Genomic DNA, 19,743 nt, shown 5'->3' on the forward strand with positions numbered 1-19,743 from the left:
GTTCCTTGTTCAGAGCTCGCGGCTCAGTTGCGCGAGGAACGCCTGGATGGTGTCCTCGTTGCGTTTGAAGAAATTCCACTGCCCGACCTTGTGGCTGCTGACCAGGCCGGCCCGTTGCAGGGTCGCCAGGTGCGCCGATACGGTGGACTGCGACAGGCCGCAGCGCTGGTCGATCTGCCCTGCGCACACGCCGTTGTCGAGGCTGTGGTGCTGGTCGGGGAAGCAGGCCTGCGGATCTTTCAGCCAACCGAGGATTTCTCGCCGCACCGGGTGGGCAAGGGCTTTTATTATTTCGTCGAGATCAAGAGGCATGGTCGGGCTCGTGGGTGTGTAGCGGTATATCGCGATGGGGCGAAATATAAATCGGTATTTCGCGATATACAAATATGAAAAGGTTCGGGGCGTAGAAAAAATCGGTATATGCGGTGCTCCTTCGGGCCCTATCGCTGGCAACGCCAGCTCCCACAGGTTTCGCGGTGTGCGCGGTCATTGTGGGAGCCGGCGTTGCTGGCGATGAGGCCAGTGAGAACAGCACAAATGCCTTAGACTCACACCCCATGAACTACCTAGCCCACCTCCACCTCGGCGGCGACCAGCCCGAGCAACTGCTCGGCAGCCTGTACGGCGACTTCGTCAAGGGCCCGCTGGAAGGCCGTTTCCCGCTGCGCCTGGAACAGGCCATCCGCCTGCACCGGCACATCGACACCTTCACCGACAGCCATCCGCTGGTGCTCGCCGCCCTGGCGCGCTTCCCCGCCGGACGCCGGCGCTTTGCCGGGATCATTCTCGATGTGTTCTTCGATCATTGCCTGGCCCTGCACTGGCACGACTACGCCACGCAGCCGCTGCCGCAGTTCACCGCGCGGGTGTATCAGGTACTGAACGGGGAGCCGGCGCTGCCGGGCCGCCTGGCGCAGATCGCGCCCTTGATGGCGGCCGGCGACTGGCTGGGGTCGTACCGCGAGTTCGCGGTGCTGGAACAGGTGTTCCGCGGCATCGCCCGACGCCTGTCACGCCCGGAAGGCCTGGCCGGGGCCATGGGCGAGGTGGAAAGCCTGTATCCGCTGCTGCTGGAGGACTTCCGCCAGTTCTATCCGCAGTTGCAGGCCTTCGCCGCTGCGGCGCTGGCCGATCCTCAGGCCGCCCTAGCGCGGCGCTGAGGCAGGTTTTCGGCTGCCTCGCCGAACAGCGCCCGGCTTACCGCCTGCTGCGCCTGGAATGCCAGCGCCGCCCGTTCCTCACCTTTGCTGGCGATCGGTTCCAGCAACTGCACCTCGACTTCACTGCACGGTTGGCCGAACAGGCGTATCAGGTGCGACAGCAGATCGTCATCGCCAATGAACGGTGCGATCGGGTCTATCCGGCCTTCGCGCAGATAGCGCACAGCTACTGGTTGCAGCGGCACCTCGCTGTCGATGGCGCTGGCCAGCAGCCGGCCGTGGAAGGTACGCAGGCCACGGCCATCGGTGGTGGTGCCTTCGGGGAAGATAAGCAGCGGGCATTGCCGGGCCAGGTGCTGGGTGATCTGCCGGCGCAGCAACTGGCTGTCGCCACCACCACGGCGGATGAACAGGGTCCCGGCCTTGTGTGCAAGCCACCCGGCCACCGGCCAGGTGCGCACTTCGGCCTTGGATAGGAAGGACAGCGGAGCCAGCATGCCCAGCACCGGGATATCGGTCCACGACACATGGTTGCTGACCCACAGCATCGGCTGGCTGGGCAGTTCGCCGATCACCTTGACCCGCAGCGGCAAGGCATTGACCAGGCGCTTCATGAAGATCTGCGACCAACGCTGGCGGCGTTGCGCCGACGCGTTCATACCCAGGCGCTCGAACAGGCCGAACAGCGTGGCCATGCCCAGCCCCAGCGCCACCACCAGCAGCAGCCGGGCGATGCGGGCGAACACCCGCAGGCGCTGCATCACACCGCCGCCTTGAAGTGCCGGGCGTAGCGCGGGCAGAGCTCGTCGCGCTTGAGCAGGATGAACACATCGGCGACCTGGAAATCCTCGTCCCAGCACGGTTCGCCACAGATCTTCGCGCCCAGGCGCATGTAGGCCTTGAGCAAGGGCGGCATCTGCGCCACCACGTTGCCCGGCAGGGCCAGGCTCGGCAGCGGGTTCTTCGGCTCGGCGCGCAGGTGGTCGGTGCACAGGTGCTGTTCGCGCAGGCGCTGCATGATCGCATGGGCCTGGACCCCGCCATCCTGCATCGGGATGCTGGCGCAGCCCATCAGGTAGCGGTACTGGCCTTCGTTGAGGATCTCGGCCAGTTCGCTCCACAGCACGGCGATGGTGCCACCGTTGCGGTAGGCGGCATCGACGCAGGTGCGGCCGAGCTCGAGGATCGGGCCTTGCAGATGCACCAGCCCGTCCAGGCTGAACTCTTCCTCGCTGTAGAAGCGGCCCAGGCTGCTGGCGGCGCGATGGTCCAGCAGGCGGGTGGTGGCGACGAGGCGGCCGCTATTGAGGTCGCGCACGCCGATATGCATGCAGTGGGCGTCGTAGTCGTCCATGTCCAGGCCCAGCTCGGCACCCTTCAATTTCGCCTTGAATTCACCGCTGAACACGCTGAAGCGCAGGGCCTGGGCTTCGCGAAGGGCCGCCGGGCCCACCAGGCGTTCGGCTTGCAGACGGCGTTCAGTGCAGTTGTCGCCAGAGCGAGCGATCCGAGTCATTGCGTGTCTCCATAAGCCAGCCATGGGGTTGCGGCCGGTCGGCTTTGTTGTGCAAGCTCAGCCTAGGCAGAGGGGGTGTCACCCCCATGAATGTTTGGTGATGCTTGTATGACAGGCCTCAAGGAGTTCCTCGATGAGCTGGCTGGAACGTCTCGATCGACCGCTTTCCCAACCCCTTCCGGTCAACCTCGGCGACAGCTGGGCGGCGCTGCTGGAGCGTCTCGGGCCGGTGTCGCCCTTCGAACTTGCGGTGCTCGGTGGCAAGGCCATGCCGACGCCGGGGCTGGCGTTCCTGGCCGGTTACCAGGCGGCCTTGCGGGTACTCTGGCCCAGCGCACCGGAGGGCCTTGGCGCACTGTGTGCCAGCGAAAAACGCAGCGTGCGCCCGGCTGACATGCACATGCGCCTGGACCTGGAGGCACTGCGCCTGACCGGCAGCAAGGATTTCGTCACCGGCGGGCACGAGGCGGACTGGCTGCTGGTGGCGGCGCGCAGCGAAGCACCGGGCGAAGCACCACGGATCAGCCTGGCGGTGGTCTATCCGGGCGAGCCGGGAGTGCGCCTCGATCCGTTGCCGACCTTACCGCTGATGCCGGAAGTGGGGCATGCACGGCTGCACCTGGAGCAGGCCTTGTGCGAGCGCTTGGCAGGGGATGGCTGGGATGCCTATGTGAAGCCGTTCCGCTCGCTGGAAGACCTCTACGTGCTTAGCGCATTGATCGCCTGGTTGTACGGCATCGGTCGCTCCCAGGGCTGGTCCCAAGGGTTGATCCTGCGCTTGCTGGCGCTGCTGGGCGGGTGTGCCGAAGGCAGCCGGCAGAACGCCGAATCGCCGGCCTGTCACTTGTTGCTGGGCGGGTTGTTCGCCCAGTTCGGCGAACTGCGCGACGAGATCAACGCAGCGCTGGCGGCGAGCGAAGGGGAGTGGGCCGACCTGTGGATGCGCGATCAGGGGATCCTGGAAATTGCCAGTGCGGCGCGGGCCAAGCGCCTGGCCAAGGCCTGGGGACGGGCCGGGTTCTGAGTTGTGGCTGATGGCCTCATCGCTGGCAAGCCAGCTCCCACAGGTTACGCGACCCTGTGGGAGTCCGCCCAGCCTTTCAGGCTGCGCTGTCGCGCAGAGAAAAGCTCCAAAGCACGACGCGTACCCTGTGGGAGCGGGTTTACCCGCGATTGCTATGGTGAATTCACTACTGCAATCGCGGGTGAACCCGCTCCCACAAGGTCCCTGCAACTCAAAGAATTATGTTTTGTTCTATGGGAGCTGGCTTGCCAGCGATGAGGCCCGAGAGAACACCCACCACCTGTCATGAACCCCGGCTACCCTTGCCCGATCACGCACCCGGGTACCGACCATGCGCACCGCGCTTATCGCCTTCCTCCTCTTTATCCTCACCCCCGCCCGGGCCGACGAGTCGGCGTTGCAGGCCTACGCCTTCCCCCCGCGCGACGACCAGGCCCGCGAAGGCATCCGCACCGATGCCCTGCTGGTGATCCAGAACGGCAGGATCGTCTACGAGCACTACGCCGCGCCGACCGGCGCCGATACCCCGCACCTCACCTGGTCCGTCAGCAAGAGCGTGATGGCCACGGTCCTCGGCGTGGCCTACGGTGAAGGCCGCTTCAAGCTGGATGACCCGGTTGCCACCTTCTACCCGCCGATGAAGGACCATCCCCAGGTGCGCATCCAGGACCTGATGCACTGGGCCAGTGGCCTCGACTGGCAGGAAGACTACGAATATGCCCCGCTGAAATCCTCGGTGGTCGCCATGCTCTACACCACCGGGCGCAAGGATATGGCCGGCTTTACCGCTGCCCGTGGTTCAGCCGCTGCGCCGGGGGAACGTTTCCTTTATTCCAGCGGCGACAGCAACCTGCTCGCTGCCGCCCTGCGCCGGATGGTCGGCGCCGAGCACTACGCCGACTATCCCTGGACCGCGCTGTTCCAGCCCCTCGGTATCGAAAGGGCGGTGTGGGAACGGGACGCCGAGGGTACCTTCGTCGGTTCCTCCTACCTGTACATGACCGCCCGCGAGCTGGCGCGCATTGGCCAGCTGATGCTCGACGACGGCCGCTGGCAGGGCCGGCAACTGCTTCCGGCGGACTGGGTGGAATTCACCCGCACGCCGTTCGCCGGTGCTGCTGTCGAACCTGGCGAAGCGACACCCGGCGCACAATGGTGGCTGAACAGCGCCCTGGCCTGGCCGGACGCGCCGAGCGACACCTTCGCCGCCCTCGGCCACTGGGGCCAGGGCCTCTATGTGCTGCCGAAACAGAAGCTGGTGATCGTGCGCTACGCCGACGATCGCGACGGCAGCTTCCAGCACAACACCCTGCTGCGCCATGTCCTTGCCGCCTTCCCCGGAGAACAGCCATGAAACGCCTGTTGCTGCTGGTTCTCCTTGGCCTGCTGGCCTGGGGCTGGTCGGAGCGCGCGGCCTTGAGTGCCTTCCCCGGCATTCTCAGCGCCTACTCGGCCAAGGAGTTCTGCTCGTGCCGCTATGTGATGGGCCTGGATACCGGCTACTGCCAAACCTACGTGAGGCAATGGCTGCCGTTGAGCGAGCTGCATGACGACCTGCTGGCCCGCCGCGTCGATGCCCGTGGGCTTGGGCGCAGTGCCAGCGCCCAATGGCTGGGGCCACGCGAGGGCTGCCGCTTGCTGCCGTGAGGACGGGCGGTTAAGGTTGAGCGCCAAAGTGTTTCAGGATTTCGCATGCCCAGTCCGCTCCGCCTTCTGCTCGCCTCCCTGGCGATCGTCTGTCTTCCCGTTCAGGCCAACTGGTACCTGGACAACGAGTCATCCCGCCTTTCCTTCATCAGCAGCAAGAACGGCGATGTGTCCGAAGTGCACCGCTTCCTGGTGCTGCACGGCAAGGTGGATCGCAAAGGGGCGGCGGCATTGCAGGTGGAGATGGATTCGGTCAGCAGCGGCATCCCGCTGCGCGACGAACGCATGCGCAAGGACCTGTTCGCGGTAGAAACCTTCCCCGAGGCGACCATCAGTGCCCAGCTCGACCTGCGTCCGATCAACGACCTGGCCAATGGCGCGCAACTGGAACTGCGCCTGCCGGTCAACGTGACCCTGCACGGCAAGACCCACGCCTACAACGCCCAGTTGCTCGCCACCCGCCTCGACGAACGCCGCTTCCAGGTGGTAACCCTGGAACCGTTGATCCTGCGCGCCGAGCATTTCGATCTGGCCCCCGGCCTGGAAACCTTGCGCAAGGCCGCCGGACTGAAGTCGATCAACCTCTCGGTGCCGGTGGGTGCGGTGCTGATCTTCACGGCGCGCTGACATGGCCGGGCCGGTCTTCCCCTGGCGTTCCGGAAACCAATTCGAACTGCTGATCGACGGCCCGGCGTTTTTCCCGCCCATGCTCACGGCCATCGCCCGGGCCGAATTCCAGGTGGACCTGGAACTGTACCTGGTGGAAGCGGGCGCCTGCGCCGAAGCCATGGTCCAGGCCCTGGTCAGCGCGGCGGAGCGCGGTGTGCAGGTGCGTTGCCTGTTCGATGACTATGGCTCGCTGGCCTTCACCCTGGGCCTGCGCCAACGCTTGCAGGCGGCGGGTGTCGAGCTGCGCTGGTATAACCGTCTGCGCTGGCGCCGGGGTTTTCGCAATCTTTATCGCGACCATCGCAAGATTCTCCTCGTCGATCAGGCCGTTGCCTGGGTGGGCGGAACCGGGGTTACCGACGAGTTCTGGAACCCCGTCGAGAACGCCAGCGACTGGCATGAAGTGATGGTGCAGATGCAGGGGCCGCTGGTGGCAGACTGGCAAATGCTCTTCGATCGCCAGTGGCGCGCCAACCTGCGGCGTGTCGCCTGGCGGCCGCCGACCCATTTCGGCCTGCCGCGCTTGCCGCGTGCGCCGGCCAGCGGCGAGGGACTGGGCCGGGTGGCCTATGCCGACGCCCGGCAGCACCGCGATATCCTGCAATCGCTGGTGCGCGCACTGAACAGCAGTCAGCGTCGCATCTGGCTGGCTACCCCGTATTTCCTGCCGACCTGGAAAGTCCGTCGCGCCCTGCGCCGTGCCGCGTCAAGGGGCATCGACGTACGCCTGCTGCTGACCGGGCCGCGCACCGATCATCCGTCGGTACGCTACGCCGGCCATCGCTATTACCCGCGCCTGCTGCGTGCCGGGGTGAAGATCTTCGAGTACCAGCCGTGTTTCCTGCACCTGAAGATGGTGGCGGTAGACGACTGGGTCAGCATCGGCTCGTGCAACTTCGATCATTGGAACCTGCGCTTCAACCTCGAAGCGAACGTCGAAGCCATCGACCCGCTGCTGAACCAGGCGGTGAGCGAGAGTTTCGTCCGCGATTTTGCCTTGAGTCGCGAGGTCAACCTCGATGACTGGCGCGCCCGGCCGCTGTGGCGGCGGGTGCAGCAGCGCCTCTGGGGCTGGCTGGATCGGCTGGTGGTGAATCTGCTGGATCGGCGCGATTGATCCTGACGTAGTAGGCACCTATTACCCGCAAGCCTGCGCCAAGGTCTAACGTGTCTGGGTACCTTTTCCCCTGCACACGAAGGAGAACGTGAAATGGCGGCCAAGAAGATTCTGATGCTGGTGGGCGACTACGTCGAAGACTACGAGGTGATGGTGCCGTTCCAAGCCCTGCAGATGGTCGGCCATACCGTGCATGCGGTGTGTCCGGGCAAGCAATCCGGGCAGTCGGTACGCACCGCGATCCACGACTTCGAAGGCGACCAGACCTACAGTGAAAAGCCCGGCCACAACTTCGCCCTGAATTTCGATTTCGCCAAGGTCAGGTCCGAGGACTACGACGCCCTGGTGATCCCGGGCGGCCGCGCGCCGGAGTACCTGCGCCTGAACGAGGAAGTGCTGGCGCTGGTGAAAGCCATCGACCAGGCCGGCAAGCCGATTGCTGCGGTTTGCCACGGTGCGCAACTGCTGGCCGCCGCCGGGGTGCTGGAAGGGCGCGAATGCAGCGCCTATCCGGCCTGTGCGCCGGAAGTGAAACTGGCGGGCGGCCGCTATATCGACATCGAGGTCACCCAGGCTCATGTCCAGGGCAATCTCGCCAGCGCCCCTGCCTGGCCGGCGCATCCTGCCTGGCTGGCCGGTTTCCTCGGGCTTCTGGGTACCCGTATCACCCTGTGAGGTAACCGCAGATGTGCGAGCTTTACGTCAAGGCCGACCCGATTCTCTACGAGTCCCGTAGCCGCTCGCTGCGCATTCGCGGGGTGGTGACCACCTTGCGCCTGGAAAACCAGTTCTGGGATGTGCTTCGGGAAATCGCCGAGGTCGACGGGATGACCACCAACCAGCTGATCAGCAAGCTGTACGACGAGGTCATGGAGTACCGCGGCGAAGTGGTGAACTTCGCCTCGTTCCTGCGGGTGAGCTGTATCCGCTACCTGGGCCAGCGCCGCAGCGCCGAGCCGGTCCCCTTGAAAGCCGTCGCGCGTTGACCCAATAAAAAAGCGGCGTGGAATCCACGCCGCTTTTGCTCTTGAAGCTTGCCGCTTGAAGCGTGCGGCGTTACTTCACTTCCACCGCCAGGCTTTCGGCGATCTTGCTCTGCCAGATCGCAGGGCCGGTGATGTGTACCGACTCGCCCTTGCTGTCCACCGCGACGGTGACCGGCATGTCCTTGACCTCGAACTCGTAGATCGCTTCCATGCCCAGTTCGGCGAAGGCCAGCACCTGGGACTTCTTGATCGCCTGGGCGACCAGGTAGGCAGCGCCGCCCACGGCCATCAGGTACACGGCCTTGTTGTCCTTGATCGCGTCGATCGCGGTCGGGCCACGCTCGGACTTGCCGATCATGCCCAGCAGACCGGTCTGCTCGAGGATCTGGCGGGTGAACTTGTCCATGCGGGTCGCGGTGGTCGGGCCAGCCGGGCCAACCACTTCTTCGCGGACCGGGTCGACCGGGCCGACGTAGTAGATGAAGCGGCCCTTGAGGTCCACCGGCAGCTCTTCGCCGCGGTTGAGCATTTCGACCATGCGCTTGTGCGCAGCGTCGCGGCCGGTGAGCATCTTGCCGTTGAGCAGGATGGTCTCGCCCGGTTTCCAGCTCTGCACCTCTTCCGGGGTCAGGGTGTCGAGGTTGACACGGCGGGCCGACGGGCCGGCTTCCCAGACGATTTCCGGGTAGGCGTCCAGCGACGGTGCTTCCAGTTCGGCCGGGCCGGAGCCGTCCAGCACGAAGTGGGCGTGACGGGTAGCGGCGCAGTTCGGGATCATGCACACCGGCAAGGACGCGGCGTGGGTCGGGTAGTCCATGATCTTCACGTCGAGCACGGTGGTCAGGCCGCCGAGGCCCTGGGCACCGATACCCAGCTGGTTGACCTTGTCGAACAGCTCCAGGCGCAGTTCCTCGATGCGGTTCTGCGGGCCGCGGGCTTTCAGCTCATGGATGTCGATCGACTCCATCAGCACTTCCTTGGCCATCACCGCGGCCTTCTCGGCGGTACCGCCGATGCCGATGCCGAGCATGCCGGGCGGGCACCAGCCAGCGCCCATGGTCGGCACGGTCTTCAGTACCCAGTCGACGATCGAGTCGGACGGGTTGAGCATGGCCATCTTCGACTTGTTCTCGGAACCGCCGCCCTTGGCTGCCACGTCCACTTCCACGGTATTGCCCGGGACGATGGAGTAGTGGATGACCGCCGGCGTGTTGTCCTTGGTGTTCTTGCGGGCACCGGCCGGGTCGGCCAGGATCGAGGCACGCAGGACGTTGTCCGGGAGATTGTAGGCGCGACGCACGCCCTCGTTGATCATGTCGTCGACGCTCATGGTGGCGCCGTCCCAGCTCACGTCCATGCCGACGCGGACGAACACGGTGACGATGCCGGTGTCCTGGCAGATCGGACGGTGGCCGGTGGCGCACATGCGCGAGTTGATCAGGATCTGGGCGATGGAATCACGCGCGGCTGGCGACTCCTCGCGCAGATAGGCTTCGTGCATCGCCTGGATGAAATCGACGGGGTGGTAGTACGAAATGAATTGCAGGGCATCGGCGACGCTCTGAATCAGGTCGTCTTGCTTGATCACGGTCATGCAGCGCGCTCCTCTTAAACACGGGAACATTCAATAGGTATTCCGACGCGGACAGGCCGAGGTGTCGAAACGACCTTTCAGACGCGCCGCGACAAAATGCCCGACGCAAAAAAGGCGCGGCAGTATAGCGCGGCTCGGCCGTTGGTACACGCGCCAGTGGTCCAACCATGGTCGGTGATCGCACGGCATCGTTCTTGCTGTTTCTCCTGGCCTGTCAATCGGAACGAGCCTAGATTTGGCGCATGAATAGTCAGTGGAGATGAACAGCAATGCCTGAACTGCAGGTCGGCGAACGCCAATGGTCCGTTGCGCCCGGCAGCAATCTGCTCGATGCGCTCAATGATGCAGGCTGTGGCGTGCCCTACAGCTGTCGGGCCGGGAGCTGCCATGCCTGCCTGGTGCGCTGTGTCGAAGGCGAGCCGGAGGACGGGCGGCCGGAGGCCTTGAGCGCGGCGCAGCGCGAGTTGGGCTGGCGCCTGGCGTGTCAGTGCCGGATCGGGATGGACCTGCGGGTTGCGTTGTTCGATCCGAAGACCGATGGCCAGCCGGCGCAGGTCGTTTCCGTGGCTTGGCTGGGCGATGTCCTGCGCTTGCGTCTGAAACCCCTGAACGGCTTGCGCTACCAGGCGGGGCAGCATCTGTTGCTGTGGAACGCCCTGGGCGTGGCACGGCCCTATTCCCTGGCGAGCGTGCCGGGGGAAGATCCGTGGCTGGAGTTCCATATCGACTGTCGCCAGCCGGGTGCATTCTGCACGCCAGCGCGGCATCTGCTCGAAGGCGCGGAGTTGCGGCTCGGCGAGCTGCGCGCCGGCGGCCTCCATTACGACCCGGACTGGCAGGAGCGGCCGCTCTGGCTGCTGGCAGCGGGGACGGGGCTGGCGCCGTTGTGGGGCATCCTGCGCGAAGCCTTGCGCCAGGAGCATCGCGGGCCGATCCGCGTGCTGCATCTGGCGCGGGACGAGGGCGGGCATTATCTGGCCGAGGAATTGAAGGAGAGGGCGGCGCGGCATCCGCAGTTGCAGGTGGAGCTGGTGACACCGACGGAATTGCCTGTGGCACTGGCGGCCTTGCGCGTGCAATCGCGGCAGACGGTGGCGCTGGTGTGTGGGGCGCCGGGGAGTGTGGAGGCGTTTTCGCGGCGGTTGTTTTTGGCGGGGGTGCCGAGGAACCAGGTGTATTCAGACCTTTTTGTAGGGCATATGTAGGCCCTATCGCTGGCAACGCCAGCTCCCACAGGTATCGTGTACTCCGCCGATCCTGTGGGAGCCGGCGTTGCCGGCGATGAGGCCCGAAAGAACAATGAAAAACGCCCGGCTCAAGTCCGGGCGTTTTTTATTCACAGCAGCAACATCAAACCAGCGGATCACCGACATGCAGGATCTTCATGCCATTGGTGCCACCGATGGTGTGGTAGCTGTCACCCTTGGTCAGGATGACCCAGTCGCCCTGCTCGACCACGCCGAGCTTGAGCAGCTCGTCCACCGCGGCCTGGCTGACCTTTTCCGCCGGCAGCGCGGCCGGATCGAACGGCACGGTGTAGACCCCGCGGAACAGGGCCACGCGGGCCTGGGTTTCGCGGTGCGGGGAGAAGGCGAAGATCGGGATCGAGGAGCGGATCCGCGACATGATCAGCGGGGTGTAGCCACTTTCGGTCAGGGCGATGATCGCCTTGACGCCCGGGAAGTGGTTGGCGGTGTACATGGCGGCCAGGGCGATGCTTTCGTCGCAGCGGCTGAACTGGGTGCCCATGCGGTGGCTGGAGGTCTTGCTGGTCGGGTGCTTTTCCGCGCCAAGGCAGATTCGCGCCATGGCCTGCACGGCTTCCAGCGGGTAGGCACCGGCGGCGCTCTCGGCCGAGAGCATCACGGCGTCGGTGTAGTCCAGCACGGCGTTGGACACGTCGGACACTTCGGCGCGGGTCGGCATCGGGTTCTGGATCATCGACTCCATCATCTGGGTCGCGACGATCACCGCTTTGTTATGGCGGCGCGAGTGCAGGATGATCTTCTTCTGGATGCCCACCAGCTCGGCATCGCCGATTTCCACGCCGAGGTCGCCACGGGCCACCATCACCGCGTCACTGGCGCGGATCAGGCCGTCGAGGGTCTCGTCGTCGGCCACGGCCTCGGCGCGCTCGATCTTGGCCACCAGCCAGGCAGTACCGCCGGCTTCGTCGCGCAGGCGGCGGGCATATTCCATGTCGGATGCATCGCGGGGGAAGGACACGGCCAGGTAGTCCAGGTCCATTTCCGCAGCGAGCTTGATGTCGGCCTTGTCTTTCTCGGTCAGGGCCGGGGCGGTCAGGCCGCCACCCTTGCGGTTGATGCCCTTGTGGTCGGACAGCGGGCCGCCGATCAGCACCACGCAGTGCAGCGAGTCGGCGGTGGCGGTTTCGACGCGCATGACCACGCGGCCATCGTCGAGCAGCAGTTCGTCACCGACGCCGCAGTCCTTTACCAGGTCCGGATAGTCGATGCCGACGATTTCCTGGGTACCGGCGGTCAGCGGGTGCGCGGTGGAGAAGGTGAAACGGTCGCCCACCTTCAGTTCGATACGTTTGTTGGTGAACTTGGCGATGCGGATCTTCGGACCCTGCAGGTCGCCCAGCAGCGCCACGTGGCGATTGTGGCGGGCAGCGATGTCACGGATCAGCCGGGCACGCGCCTTGTGCTCGTCCGGGGTGCCGTGGGAGAAGTTCAGGCGGGCGACATCCAGGCCGGCGAGGATCAGCTGTTCGATTACTTCCGGTGAATTGCTGGCGGGGCCGAGGGTGGCGACGATTTTGGTACGGCGGATGGTCATGCACAGACTCCTGTAGTGAAGCGCAGCGAAAGGCTACTCCTGAAAAACGCTGTAGTCATTGTTCCTTTGCACTACCTTGGGCCGGGGCAGGGCGGGCGTTTGAACGGGACTTCGAGCTGCAAGCTACAAGCCGAAAGCTACAAGTAAAAACGGATCGCGTATTCTCTTGCAGCTTCGTGGTTGAAGAATTCCGGTCAGGCGCCGATACATTGCCTATCAAAGGAGAATTCCCATGCGAGCCCTGATTGTCTTGGCGCTGGCGACCAGCGTCGTCGGCTGCACCCGCTGGTCCATGGACCACCATCTGAACAATGCCTACCGGGCCTATGACCGTGGCGATTGCGAGCGGGTCACCCTGGAGTTGTCGCAGGTCGATCGCACCAGCCGCGCGCGACCGTTCATCTGGCCGGAGACGGCGTTGCTGCGTGGCCAGTGCCTGGAGCGGCAGATGCTGTTCGTCGACGCGGCGCAGACCTACAAATTCATCATCCAGCAGTACCCGCAGAATGAATACGCCTACCGGGCCCGTGCGCGCCTGCAAACGCTTGAACAGCTTGGACATTATCGCGAGGGCGAGGCCGCGACCCCGCGCCCGGCTCCGCTCGCACCGTTGCGGTGAGGCGACGGGGGGCCAATTTGCGCTGGATGCCTTGCTCCGGTCTGCGCTACTCTGAGTGAAACAGACTGTGTACAACCAGCGTGCACCTGTACAAGACGGCACTAGCGCGACCCTGCTCTAAGGGTTATCCATTGCGACCCATTGCCATGTATACCGAGCGCCGAATCGAGCGACACCTGCTCCCCAGCTTCCTCAAGGTCTACAACCGTTTCACCGAACAGCCCATCGGCTACCTGGGCTATGCATCGGAGGACGGCCTCATGCTGATCAGCACCCTGCCTTTGCTGGTCGGCCCCGACTTCGAACTGCAATTGCGCATTCCCGCCAAGGCCGGCGCCTGGCAGCGCATCAACATCACCGCCAGTTGCCTGTGGTGCCACGAGGACGAAAGCCCCGGCTTCTACGACTCGGGATTCATGTTGCTGCAGGCGCCCCGGGAGTACGACCAGTTGGTGGCGGCCCTGTTCAACTACTTCAGCTTCAGGCCGTTGCCGACATCGGCATGAGGTAGACTTCGGCGATTTACCGTTCAGGATGAATCGCCGTGACCTCCAGCATTTTCTGGCACGACTACGAAACCACCGGCATCGATCCACGCTGCGACCGGCCCTTGCAGGTCGCCGGCGTGCGCACCGATCTGGACCTCAACGAGATCGAAGCGCCGGTCAATCTGTTCTGCCAGCCGAGCGACGATATCCTGCCGCACCCGGCCGCCTGCCTGATCACCGGGATCACTCCAGCGCAACTGGCCCGTGATGGCCTGGCCGAAGCCGATTTCATGACCCGGGTGCATGCCGAGCTGGCTCGTCCCGGTACCTGCGGCGCCGGCTACAACACCCTGCGCTTCGACGATGAAGTGACCCGCTACAGCCTGTACCGCAATTTCTTCGATCCCTATGCCCGTGAATGGCAGGGCGGCAACAGCCGCTGGGATCTGATCGACACGGTGCGCACGGCCTATGCGCTGCGTCCCGAGGGGATCGAATGGCCGCAGGTGAATGGCCAGGTCAGCCTGCGCCTGGAACTGCTCAGCGCGGCCAACGGCATCCATCACGGCCAGGCACACGAGGCCTTGTCGGACGTGCGCGCAACCATCGCCCTGGCCCGCCTGATCCGGCAAAAGCAACCGCGCCTCTATGAGTGGCTGTTCGAGCTGCGCAGCAAACATAAAGTCCTCGATCAGATTCGCCTGTTGCAGCCCTTGGTACATATTTCCGGACGCTTTTCGGCGGCGCGTAATTATCTTGGCGTGGTGCTGCCGCTGGCCTGGCATCCCGCCAATCGCAATGCCCTGATTGTTTGTGACTTGCACCAGGATATTGCACCGTTGTTGAAGGAAGATTCCGAAGTATTGCGCCAGCGTTTATACATGCGTCGCGAGGAAATGCCTGAAGGACAATTGCCTGTTCCTCTCAAGTTGTTGCACATCAATCGCTGCCCGGTAGTGGCGCCATTGGCGGTATTGCGCAAGCAGGATCAGCTGCGCCTGGGCCTCGATATGTCCGAATTGCTACGCCGTGGTGAACAGCTGATTGCCGTGCGGGAGCAGTGGGAAAATAAATTGACGCCAATTTATGAAGGTCGGGAATTTGCTCCTGGTGAAGATCCCGAGCAGCAGCTGTATGACGGATTTTTCGGTGACCGCGACCGGCGTCTATGCGAGCAGGTACGCATGGCCGATCCCCAGCAATTGGCGAGTGGGCAGTGGATGTTCGACGATCCGCGTCTGACAGAGTTATTGTTCCGATATAGGGCCAGGAACTTTCCGGCGAGCCTCAGTGAAACGGAGCAAGTGCAATGGAGAACATTCTGCCAGCAGCGTCTTAATGACGAAGCGATGGGCGCGCCGCATACCCTCGCCGCCTTTGAAACCGCGCTGCAGGAGGCTTTGGCAACGGCCGATGGCGCGCAGCTGGCCTTGCTTGAGGCGTGGCGTGCACATGCCAATGGCCTGCGCCAGCGGCTGGGAATGTAAGCAATGTAAAGACCACCCAATAAAAAACGCCGGCAATGCCGGCGTTTTTTATTGGTAGGGGCGCAAATCAATCCAGCAGGGTAGCCCAGCCTTCTACAACGTCACCGCCCCACTTGGCTTTCCACTCTTTGAGGGTTTTGTGGTTGCCACCTTTGGTTTCGATGATTTCACCGTTGTGCGGGTTCTTGTATTGCTTGACCTTGCGAGCGCGCTTGGTGCCGGCGGGTTTAACTGCAGCGCCACGTGGCGCCTTGTTCAGCTTGGCGTCCGGGTCCAGCAGGGCAATGATGTCTTTCAGGGATTTACCGTAGGTCCCCATCAGATCGCGCAGCTTCTTTTCGAACTCCAGCTCTTGTTGCAGCTTGTTGTCTTCGGACAGATTCTTCAGGCGGGCTTGCAGTTCTTTGATGGCTTCTTCGGTGGCGCGATATTCGTTGATCAGGGACATGAGTCGTTCCTTGCAAATTGGGAGTTCTGGGTAACAGTGGGGCAATAATAGTCAGACAATTTGCTCAAGTAAACATTCGAATGCGGCACCTTTGATTGTTTATTCCCGGCATCGATTGTGGCGCTGGCACTTTACAACTCACGTCGGGTGAAATTCGCAACTAACTGAATTTTGCTTTCCCGCGCCCGGACCGACAGTCCAAGGCCCGGATGCAACGGCGTCGGCAGCGGCTCCCCGGATGTCACGTGGATACTGTAGTTTTGCCCGGCAATCGTTAGAATGTGCGCCTTTGCGAAGTTCTGGAGCCCCCCTGCATGCGTACCTATCGGCTGGTGATCGCCTGCCCCGACCGTGTCGGCATCGTCGCCAAAGTCAGTAATTTCCTGGCGTCCCACAATGGCTGGATCACCGAAGCGAGCCATCATTCCGATGACCTGAGCGGCTGGTTCTTCATGCGTCACGAGATCCGTGCCGATACCCTGCCGTTCGGCATCGAGGCGTTCCGCGAGGCGTTCGCGCCGATCGCCGAAGAGTTCTCCATGACCTGGCGCATCACCGACACCGACCAGAAGAAGCGTGTCGTGCTCATGGCCAGCCGCGAGTCCCACTGCCTGGCCGACCTGCTGCACCGCTGGCACAGCAACGAGCTGGACTGCGACATTCCCTGCGTGATCTCCAACCACGATGATCTGCGCAGCATGGTCGAGTGGCATGGCATTCCGTTCTTCCACGTTCCGGTCGACCCGAAGGACAAGCAGCCGGCGTTCGCCGAAGTCTCGCGCCTGGTCAAGGAGCATGGTGCCGATGTGGTGGTACTGGCGCGCTACATGCAGATCCTGCCGCCGCAGCTGTGCGAGGAATACGCGCAGAAGGTCATCAACATCCACCACAGCTTCCTGCCATCCTTCGTCGGTGCCAAGCCGTACCACCAGGCCTCGCTGCGTGGTGTGAAGCTGATCGGCGCGACCTGCCACTACGTTACCGAAGAGCTGGACGCCGGGCCCATCATCGAGCAGGACGTGGTGCGTGTCAGCCACAGCGACAGCATCGAGGACATGGTTCGTTTCGGTCGTGACGTCGAAAAGATGGTCCTGGCCCGTGGCCTGCGTTACCACCTGGAAGACCGCGTGCTGGTGCACGGCAACAAGACCGTGGTGTTCAACTGAGGCCATGGCCGATCCGCTCGACAAGGCTGCGGCCCATCCCCCGCCTACCCTGGGCGAGGGTTGCCTCAGCCGTTATGACCCGGCCGCCCTGGGCAGCGAGGACGGCACCGATTTCCCCGGTGCCGCCGAGCTGTGGCAGGCGCAGCTAGCGGCGCAGGCCGCTGATCCGCTCGAGCAGCGGCTTGCCCAGCAGGCAGAGGAAGACCGGCCCGCCGGCGACCAGGTAGAAATAGTAGGTAACAACCCGCCAGACCAGCACCGCGGCCGCGGCCGTTGATTTGCCGACCATCGGCGTCAGCAAGGTTGCAGAGGTCAGTTCCGCCGCACCCGCGCCGCCCGGCAGCAGGCTGAATTGCCCGGCACTCAACGACAGCACCTGGACCAGGAAACTGGACACCCACTGCAGGTTGCCCCCCAGCCCCGCCAGGACCAGGTAAAGCACGCTGTAGCGAAGCGCCCAGTGCAGGCAGGTGAGCATGAACACCAGGGCCAGCACCCTGCGCGGCAGACGCAAGGTCGCCCGGAACGCCCGGAAGAAATGCAACAGTCGTCTTGCCCAGCGCCGCCGCGTTGCGCTGCGTACATTCAGTTTTTTCAGCAGGCGGCCATTCCAGCGCATCCAGTCGCGCCGCCAGCGCAGCAACCCGATACCCATGCCCAGTACCGCGAGCATCAGCAGCGCGCTGCCCAGCAGCATGCCTTCAAGGCTGCGCCCCAGGTTGTGGAACAGGGTGTAGATGACGATGGCGAAAACGGCGCAGAGGAAAAACAGCAGGTCATTCAACTGGTCCATGGCGAATACCGCGCCACTGTGGGCCGGCCGCACACGTTCGCGGGAAAGCAGGGCCATCAAAGTCAACGGGCCGCCGCTGCCGCCGGGTGTGGTGCAGATGGCGAACTCCGTGGCCATGACCACCCCGAGGCTGCGCAGGCGGCCAATCTTCTCGCCCTGGCTGCCCAGTAACAAGCGCAGGCGCAACGAATTGAGCGCCCAGCACAGGACGATCATGCCGAACAATGCCACCAGCAGCCCTGGAGGAAAGCCGCGCAGGCGAGGCAGCAGGTCACTGCCGCCGAGCAAAACCGGCACCAGCGCTGCCATCACCAGCGCTGCCAGCAGCCAGCCGAAGCGGTTCACGGCACCGGCCTGCTGGCCAGCCACGCCATCTTGGTCATGGGCGTACGCCCGTCGGCGAGCAGGCGCTGCAAAGTATCCAGCCAATAATTGCGGGAAAAGTCATGACGCATATCCACCGGATGCAGGCCCAGGCGCAGGGTGCTGGCACCGTGCATGCGTCGCTCCTGCAGTGTGCTGACGGCTTTCGACAAGCCCCGGCGCCAGGCGCTGCGTGCGCTCCACACCAACCCTGGAGCCTTGATGGCGGTGAAGTCCGGCAGTCGATAAAGATGCTGGGGGTCGCTGGTGTAATGCAGCGGTAGTTGGCGCAGTGCCTGACGAGTGCCTTCGCTCATCAGCCAGGCGGGGGCGACGAAGCCGGTCAGTGGCCAGTCCAGGCGCTGGAACAGCTCGACCCCTGCTTCCAGGCGCTGCAATGCCTGGGCCTCGCTCAAACCGTAGAACTCGCCCTCCCAGGTATAGATGCGGCGCATGAAGTAGTCGCGAAGCGAGCGCGGGGCGGGCCCATCGTCGGCGTGGTAATAACCGTGCAGGGCCAGTTCGTCGCCGCGCACCAGCCGTCGTTGCATGATCCGGCGAAACCCGGCGTCTTGCTCCAGGGCATTGCGCTTGTGGAAATCCGGGACCACCAGCAGGGTCATGGGCACCTCGCCCAGGGCGTCCACGGCTTCGACGAAGGGCTGGTAGTCCGGCCAGGTTTCCGGCGCTACGTCGTGTAGTACCAGCAGCACGCTACGGCCGGCAGCGAGGCGCTCATGCATGGGCGCGTACCGGCAGGTCGCTGTAGCCGAGCACCGCGCGGTAATGGGCAAGCAGGCCGCTGACCACGTTGTCCCAACTGTAGTGCCGCTCGACATGCCGCCGTGCCTGTTGCCCGAGTTCATGGGTGCCGCGCTCGAAGACCTCGCGCACCGCATTGGCCATGGCCTGGCCGTCACCCGGCTGGCAAAGCTGGCCACAGCCTGGATCGACGATCTCGGTAAAGGCCCCGGCGGCCACCGCGACCACGGGGGTACCGCTGGCCATGGCTTCGAGAATCACCAGGCCGAAGGTTTCCTGGTCGCCGGCATGCACCAGCAGGTCGGCGCTGGCCAGCAGCCGGGCGACTTCGCTGGCCGGGCGGAAGCGGTCGAACACCGTGACGTTGTCCGGCACATTGGCGGGCATATGCGAGCCCACCAGCAGCAGGTGCCAGGGCTTGCCGAGGCGCTGGATGCAGTCGAGCAGCACCGGCAGGTTCTTTTCCCGCGAGCCGCGTCCGGCGAAGACCAGCAGGCGGGTATCGTCGCTCAGCCCGAGTTCGGCGCGCAGGCCAGGGTCGCGGCGTTCTGGATGGAAGGTCTCCAGGTCGACGCCCAGGCGCTGCACATGCACATCACGTATGCCAAGTCTGCGCAGCTTGTGGGCCATGACCTGGCTAGGTGCGAGAACCCGGTCGAAATTGCCGTAGAGCCTGCTGACATAGGCTTCGACATTGGGGGTAAACCAATTGCCCATGCGGTTGCTGACCAGCAGCGGCAGATCGGAGTGATAGAAACCGATCACCGGCACGTCCAGCCGGCGACGCGCATCCAGCGCAGCCCAGGCGGTGAGGTAGGGGTCGCCGACCTCGATCAGGTCGGGCTGCAGCTCGCGCAGGACATTGCACCAGGGCGCCAGGCGCAGCGGAAAACGGTAGCCGTTGCCGAATGGCAGCGGCGGGGCGGGTACTTCGTGGATTCCGTTGTGGTGGCGCGCGCTGGCGCCGGGAATCAGCAGGCTGTGTCGAACATTCGGTGCAAGGCCCAGGCGGCGGTGTTTGGCATCAAGATAGGTACGCACTCCGCCGCTGGCAGGGGCGTAGAACATGGTGATGTCAGCGATATGCACGATCAGCATCCCT

At 64.1% G+C, this 19,743-nt stretch carries 22 protein-coding genes and 1 pseudogene; 14 read left to right on the forward strand and 9 right to left on the reverse strand.

The annotated features are described in order from the left end of the window. Window positions 1–9: 9 nt before the first annotated feature. Window positions 10–312 (reverse strand): ArsR/SmtB family transcription factor, encoded by a 303-nt coding sequence (locus ACPFMA_RS05555; protein ID WP_064303875.1) that lies wholly within the window; start codon window positions 310–312, stop codon window positions 10–12. Window positions 313–557: 245 nt separating this feature from the next. Here ACPFMA_RS05555 and ACPFMA_RS05560 point away from each other — a divergent pair, with 245 nt between their 5' ends. Further along, on the forward strand, window positions 558–1,160 hold the full coding sequence (locus ACPFMA_RS05560; RefSeq protein ID WP_009394739.1) for an ACP phosphodiesterase: 603 nt from the start codon (window positions 558–560) through the stop codon (window positions 1,158–1,160). Here ACPFMA_RS05560 and ACPFMA_RS05565 read toward each other — a convergent pair. Then, window positions 1,136–1,921 (reverse strand): lysophospholipid acyltransferase family protein, encoded by a 786-nt coding sequence (locus ACPFMA_RS05565; protein WP_425929815.1) that lies wholly within the window; start codon window positions 1,919–1,921, stop codon window positions 1,136–1,138. The two genes, ACPFMA_RS05560 and ACPFMA_RS05565, sit on opposite strands and share 25 nt — an antisense overlap. Then, entirely contained in the window at window positions 1,921–2,676 is a 756-nt protein-coding gene (gene olsB / locus ACPFMA_RS05570; RefSeq protein WP_064303877.1) for an L-ornithine N(alpha)-acyltransferase, read from the reverse strand. Before olsB ends, ACPFMA_RS05565 begins: the two co-directional genes overlap by 1 nt. A 133-nt stretch (window positions 2,677–2,809) precedes the next feature. Between olsB and ACPFMA_RS05575 the strand changes: the two genes are divergently transcribed. The 7 genes from ACPFMA_RS05575 (at window position 2,810) to ACPFMA_RS05605 (ending at window position 8,119) form a co-directional block, all read left to right on the forward strand. Next, a complete protein-coding gene (locus ACPFMA_RS05575) occupies window positions 2,810–3,700 on the forward strand; it encodes an acyl-CoA dehydrogenase (RefSeq protein ID WP_420059344.1) in 891 nt (296 codons plus the stop codon). A 331-nt stretch (window positions 3,701–4,031) separates the two neighbouring features. Then, window positions 4,032–5,054 (forward strand): serine hydrolase domain-containing protein, encoded by a 1,023-nt coding sequence (locus tag ACPFMA_RS05580; RefSeq protein ID WP_425929816.1) that lies wholly within the window; start codon window positions 4,032–4,034, stop codon window positions 5,052–5,054. Continuing rightward, window positions 5,051–5,347 (forward strand): hypothetical protein, encoded by a 297-nt coding sequence (locus ACPFMA_RS05585; protein WP_064303880.1) that lies wholly within the window; start codon window positions 5,051–5,053, stop codon window positions 5,345–5,347. The genes ACPFMA_RS05580 and ACPFMA_RS05585 overlap by 4 nt, the downstream gene beginning before the upstream one ends. A gap of 45 nt (window positions 5,348–5,392) precedes the next feature. Next, window positions 5,393–5,974, forward strand: coding sequence for a YceI family protein (locus tag ACPFMA_RS05590; RefSeq protein WP_009394745.1), 582 nt, complete (start codon window positions 5,393–5,395; stop codon window positions 5,972–5,974). A 1-nt stretch (window position 5,975) separates the two neighbouring features. Then, window positions 5,976–7,133 (forward strand): phospholipase D-like domain-containing protein, encoded by a 1,158-nt coding sequence (locus ACPFMA_RS05595; RefSeq protein ID WP_064303882.1) that lies wholly within the window; start codon window positions 5,976–5,978, stop codon window positions 7,131–7,133. 93 nt (window positions 7,134–7,226) lie between these two features. Then, window positions 7,227–7,808 carry a DJ-1/PfpI family protein gene (locus ACPFMA_RS05600; protein WP_009394747.1) on the forward strand — a complete coding sequence of 194 codons (582 nt, stop codon included), beginning with the start codon at window positions 7,227–7,229 and terminating at the stop codon, window positions 7,806–7,808. A gap of 11 nt (window positions 7,809–7,819) precedes the next feature. Next, on the forward strand, window positions 7,820–8,119 hold the full coding sequence (locus tag ACPFMA_RS05605; protein ID WP_009394748.1) for a ribbon-helix-helix domain-containing protein: 300 nt from the start codon (window positions 7,820–7,822) through the stop codon (window positions 8,117–8,119). Between the two features lie 70 nt (window positions 8,120–8,189). On the opposite strand, the gene ACPFMA_RS05610 is transcribed toward ACPFMA_RS05605, so the two are convergent. Then, window positions 8,190–9,713: a fumarate hydratase gene (locus ACPFMA_RS05610; protein WP_009394749.1), complete on the reverse strand. Its 1,524-nt coding sequence runs from the start codon at window positions 9,711–9,713 to the stop codon at window positions 8,190–8,192. 269 nt (window positions 9,714–9,982) lie between these two features. Between ACPFMA_RS05610 and ACPFMA_RS05615 the strand changes: the two genes are divergently transcribed. After that, window positions 9,983–10,918, forward strand: a complete 936-nt coding sequence (locus tag ACPFMA_RS05615; protein ID WP_425929817.1) for an iron-sulfur-binding ferredoxin reductase — start codon at window positions 9,983–9,985, stop codon at window positions 10,916–10,918. 145 nt (window positions 10,919–11,063) lie between these two features. Here the strand turns inward: ACPFMA_RS05615 and pyk are convergent, their stop codons facing one another. Next, entirely contained in the window at window positions 11,064–12,515 is a 1,452-nt protein-coding gene (pyk, locus tag ACPFMA_RS05620; protein WP_009394751.1) for a pyruvate kinase, read from the reverse strand. 232 nt (window positions 12,516–12,747) lie between these two features. Between pyk and ACPFMA_RS05625 the strand changes: the two genes are divergently transcribed. The 3 genes from ACPFMA_RS05625 (at window position 12,748) to sbcB (ending at window position 15,109) form a co-directional block, all read left to right on the forward strand. Then, window positions 12,748–13,134 (forward strand): tetratricopeptide repeat protein, encoded by a 387-nt coding sequence (locus tag ACPFMA_RS05625; RefSeq protein WP_009394752.1) that lies wholly within the window; start codon window positions 12,748–12,750, stop codon window positions 13,132–13,134. A gap of 146 nt (window positions 13,135–13,280) precedes the next feature. After that, a complete protein-coding gene (locus ACPFMA_RS05630; protein ID WP_064303885.1) occupies window positions 13,281–13,640 on the forward strand; it encodes a hypothetical protein in 360 nt (119 codons plus the stop codon). Between the two features lie 32 nt (window positions 13,641–13,672). Further along, entirely contained in the window at window positions 13,673–15,109 is a 1,437-nt protein-coding gene (sbcB, locus tag ACPFMA_RS05635; RefSeq protein WP_425930574.1) for an exodeoxyribonuclease I, read from the forward strand. Window positions 15,110–15,176: 67 nt separating this feature from the next. Here the strand turns inward: sbcB and mvaT are convergent, their stop codons facing one another. Further along, window positions 15,177–15,557, reverse strand: coding sequence for a histone-like nucleoid-structuring protein MvaT (gene mvaT, locus ACPFMA_RS05640; protein WP_009401198.1), 381 nt, complete (start codon window positions 15,555–15,557; stop codon window positions 15,177–15,179). Between the two features lie 314 nt (window positions 15,558–15,871). Between mvaT and purU the strand changes: the two genes are divergently transcribed. Continuing rightward, window positions 15,872–16,723: a formyltetrahydrofolate deformylase gene (gene purU / locus ACPFMA_RS05645; RefSeq protein ID WP_064303887.1), complete on the forward strand. Its 852-nt coding sequence runs from the start codon at window positions 15,872–15,874 to the stop codon at window positions 16,721–16,723. Window positions 16,724–16,727: 4 nt separating this feature from the next. Beyond that, window positions 16,728–16,862: pseudogene (locus ACPFMA_RS05650) on the forward strand (hypothetical protein); the annotation flags it as partial. A 6-nt stretch (window positions 16,863–16,868) separates the two neighbouring features. Here ACPFMA_RS05650 and ACPFMA_RS05655 read toward each other — a convergent pair. Genes ACPFMA_RS05655 through ACPFMA_RS05665 form a run of 3 tightly spaced genes read right to left on the reverse strand, consistent with a single transcriptional unit; the run spans window position 16,869 to window position 19,730 of the window. Beyond that, window positions 16,869–17,861 carry a lysylphosphatidylglycerol synthase transmembrane domain-containing protein gene (locus ACPFMA_RS05655; protein ID WP_425930575.1) on the reverse strand — a complete coding sequence of 331 codons (993 nt, stop codon included), beginning with the start codon at window positions 17,859–17,861 and terminating at the stop codon, window positions 16,869–16,871. Beyond that, a complete protein-coding gene (locus tag ACPFMA_RS05660) occupies window positions 17,858–18,622 on the reverse strand; it encodes a DUF2334 domain-containing protein (protein ID WP_425929818.1) in 765 nt (254 codons plus the stop codon). Before ACPFMA_RS05660 ends, ACPFMA_RS05655 begins: the two co-directional genes overlap by 4 nt. Further along, window positions 18,615–19,730: a glycosyltransferase family 4 protein gene (locus tag ACPFMA_RS05665; protein WP_420059348.1), complete on the reverse strand. Its 1,116-nt coding sequence runs from the start codon at window positions 19,728–19,730 to the stop codon at window positions 18,615–18,617. The genes ACPFMA_RS05660 and ACPFMA_RS05665 overlap by 8 nt, the downstream gene beginning before the upstream one ends. Between the last annotated feature and the right edge of the window lie 13 nt (window positions 19,731–19,743).

It is taken from the genome of Pseudomonas sp. NyZ201 (genome assembly GCF_049860765.1).
GTDB classification, from domain to species: Bacteria; Pseudomonadota; Gammaproteobacteria; order Pseudomonadales; family Pseudomonadaceae; genus Aquipseudomonas; species Aquipseudomonas bharatica.

Coding starts and splice junctions, on each gene's coding strand:
- ACPFMA_RS05555 (WP_064303875.1), bottom strand. CDS start 312: ATGCCTCTTGATCTCGACGAAATAATAAAAGCCCTTGCCCACCCGGTG.
- ACPFMA_RS05630 (WP_064303885.1), top strand. CDS start 13,281: ATGTATACCGAGCGCCGAATCGAGCGACACCTGCTCCCCAGCTTCCTC.
- ACPFMA_RS05590 (WP_009394745.1), top strand. CDS start 5,393: ATGCCCAGTCCGCTCCGCCTTCTGCTCGCCTCCCTGGCGATCGTCTGT.
- ACPFMA_RS05580 (WP_425929816.1), top strand. CDS start 4,032: ATGCGCACCGCGCTTATCGCCTTCCTCCTCTTTATCCTCACCCCCGCC.
- pyk (WP_009394751.1), bottom strand. CDS start 12,515: ATGACCATCCGCCGTACCAAAATCGTCGCCACCCTCGGCCCCGCCAGC.
- ACPFMA_RS05560 (WP_009394739.1), top strand. CDS start 558: ATGAACTACCTAGCCCACCTCCACCTCGGCGGCGACCAGCCCGAGCAA.
- ACPFMA_RS05660 (WP_425929818.1), bottom strand. CDS start 18,622: ATGCATGAGCGCCTCGCTGCCGGCCGTAGCGTGCTGCTGGTACTACAC.
- ACPFMA_RS05605 (WP_009394748.1), top strand. CDS start 7,820: ATGTGCGAGCTTTACGTCAAGGCCGACCCGATTCTCTACGAGTCCCGT.
- ACPFMA_RS05575 (WP_420059344.1), top strand. CDS start 2,810: ATGAGCTGGCTGGAACGTCTCGATCGACCGCTTTCCCAACCCCTTCCG.
- olsB (WP_064303877.1), bottom strand. CDS start 2,676: ATGACTCGGATCGCTCGCTCTGGCGACAACTGCACTGAACGCCGTCTG.
- mvaT (WP_009401198.1), bottom strand. CDS start 15,557: ATGTCCCTGATCAACGAATATCGCGCCACCGAAGAAGCCATCAAAGAA.
- ACPFMA_RS05565 (WP_425929815.1), bottom strand. CDS start 1,921: ATGCAGCGCCTGCGGGTGTTCGCCCGCATCGCCCGGCTGCTGCTGGTG.
- ACPFMA_RS05595 (WP_064303882.1), top strand. CDS start 5,976: ATGGCCGGGCCGGTCTTCCCCTGGCGTTCCGGAAACCAATTCGAACTG.
- ACPFMA_RS05585 (WP_064303880.1), top strand. CDS start 5,051: ATGAAACGCCTGTTGCTGCTGGTTCTCCTTGGCCTGCTGGCCTGGGGC.
- purU (WP_064303887.1), top strand. CDS start 15,872: ATGCGTACCTATCGGCTGGTGATCGCCTGCCCCGACCGTGTCGGCATC.
- ACPFMA_RS05625 (WP_009394752.1), top strand. CDS start 12,748: ATGCGAGCCCTGATTGTCTTGGCGCTGGCGACCAGCGTCGTCGGCTGC.
- ACPFMA_RS05600 (WP_009394747.1), top strand. CDS start 7,227: ATGGCGGCCAAGAAGATTCTGATGCTGGTGGGCGACTACGTCGAAGAC.
- ACPFMA_RS05610 (WP_009394749.1), bottom strand. CDS start 9,713: ATGACCGTGATCAAGCAAGACGACCTGATTCAGAGCGTCGCCGATGCC.
- ACPFMA_RS05615 (WP_425929817.1), top strand. CDS start 9,983: ATGCCTGAACTGCAGGTCGGCGAACGCCAATGGTCCGTTGCGCCCGGC.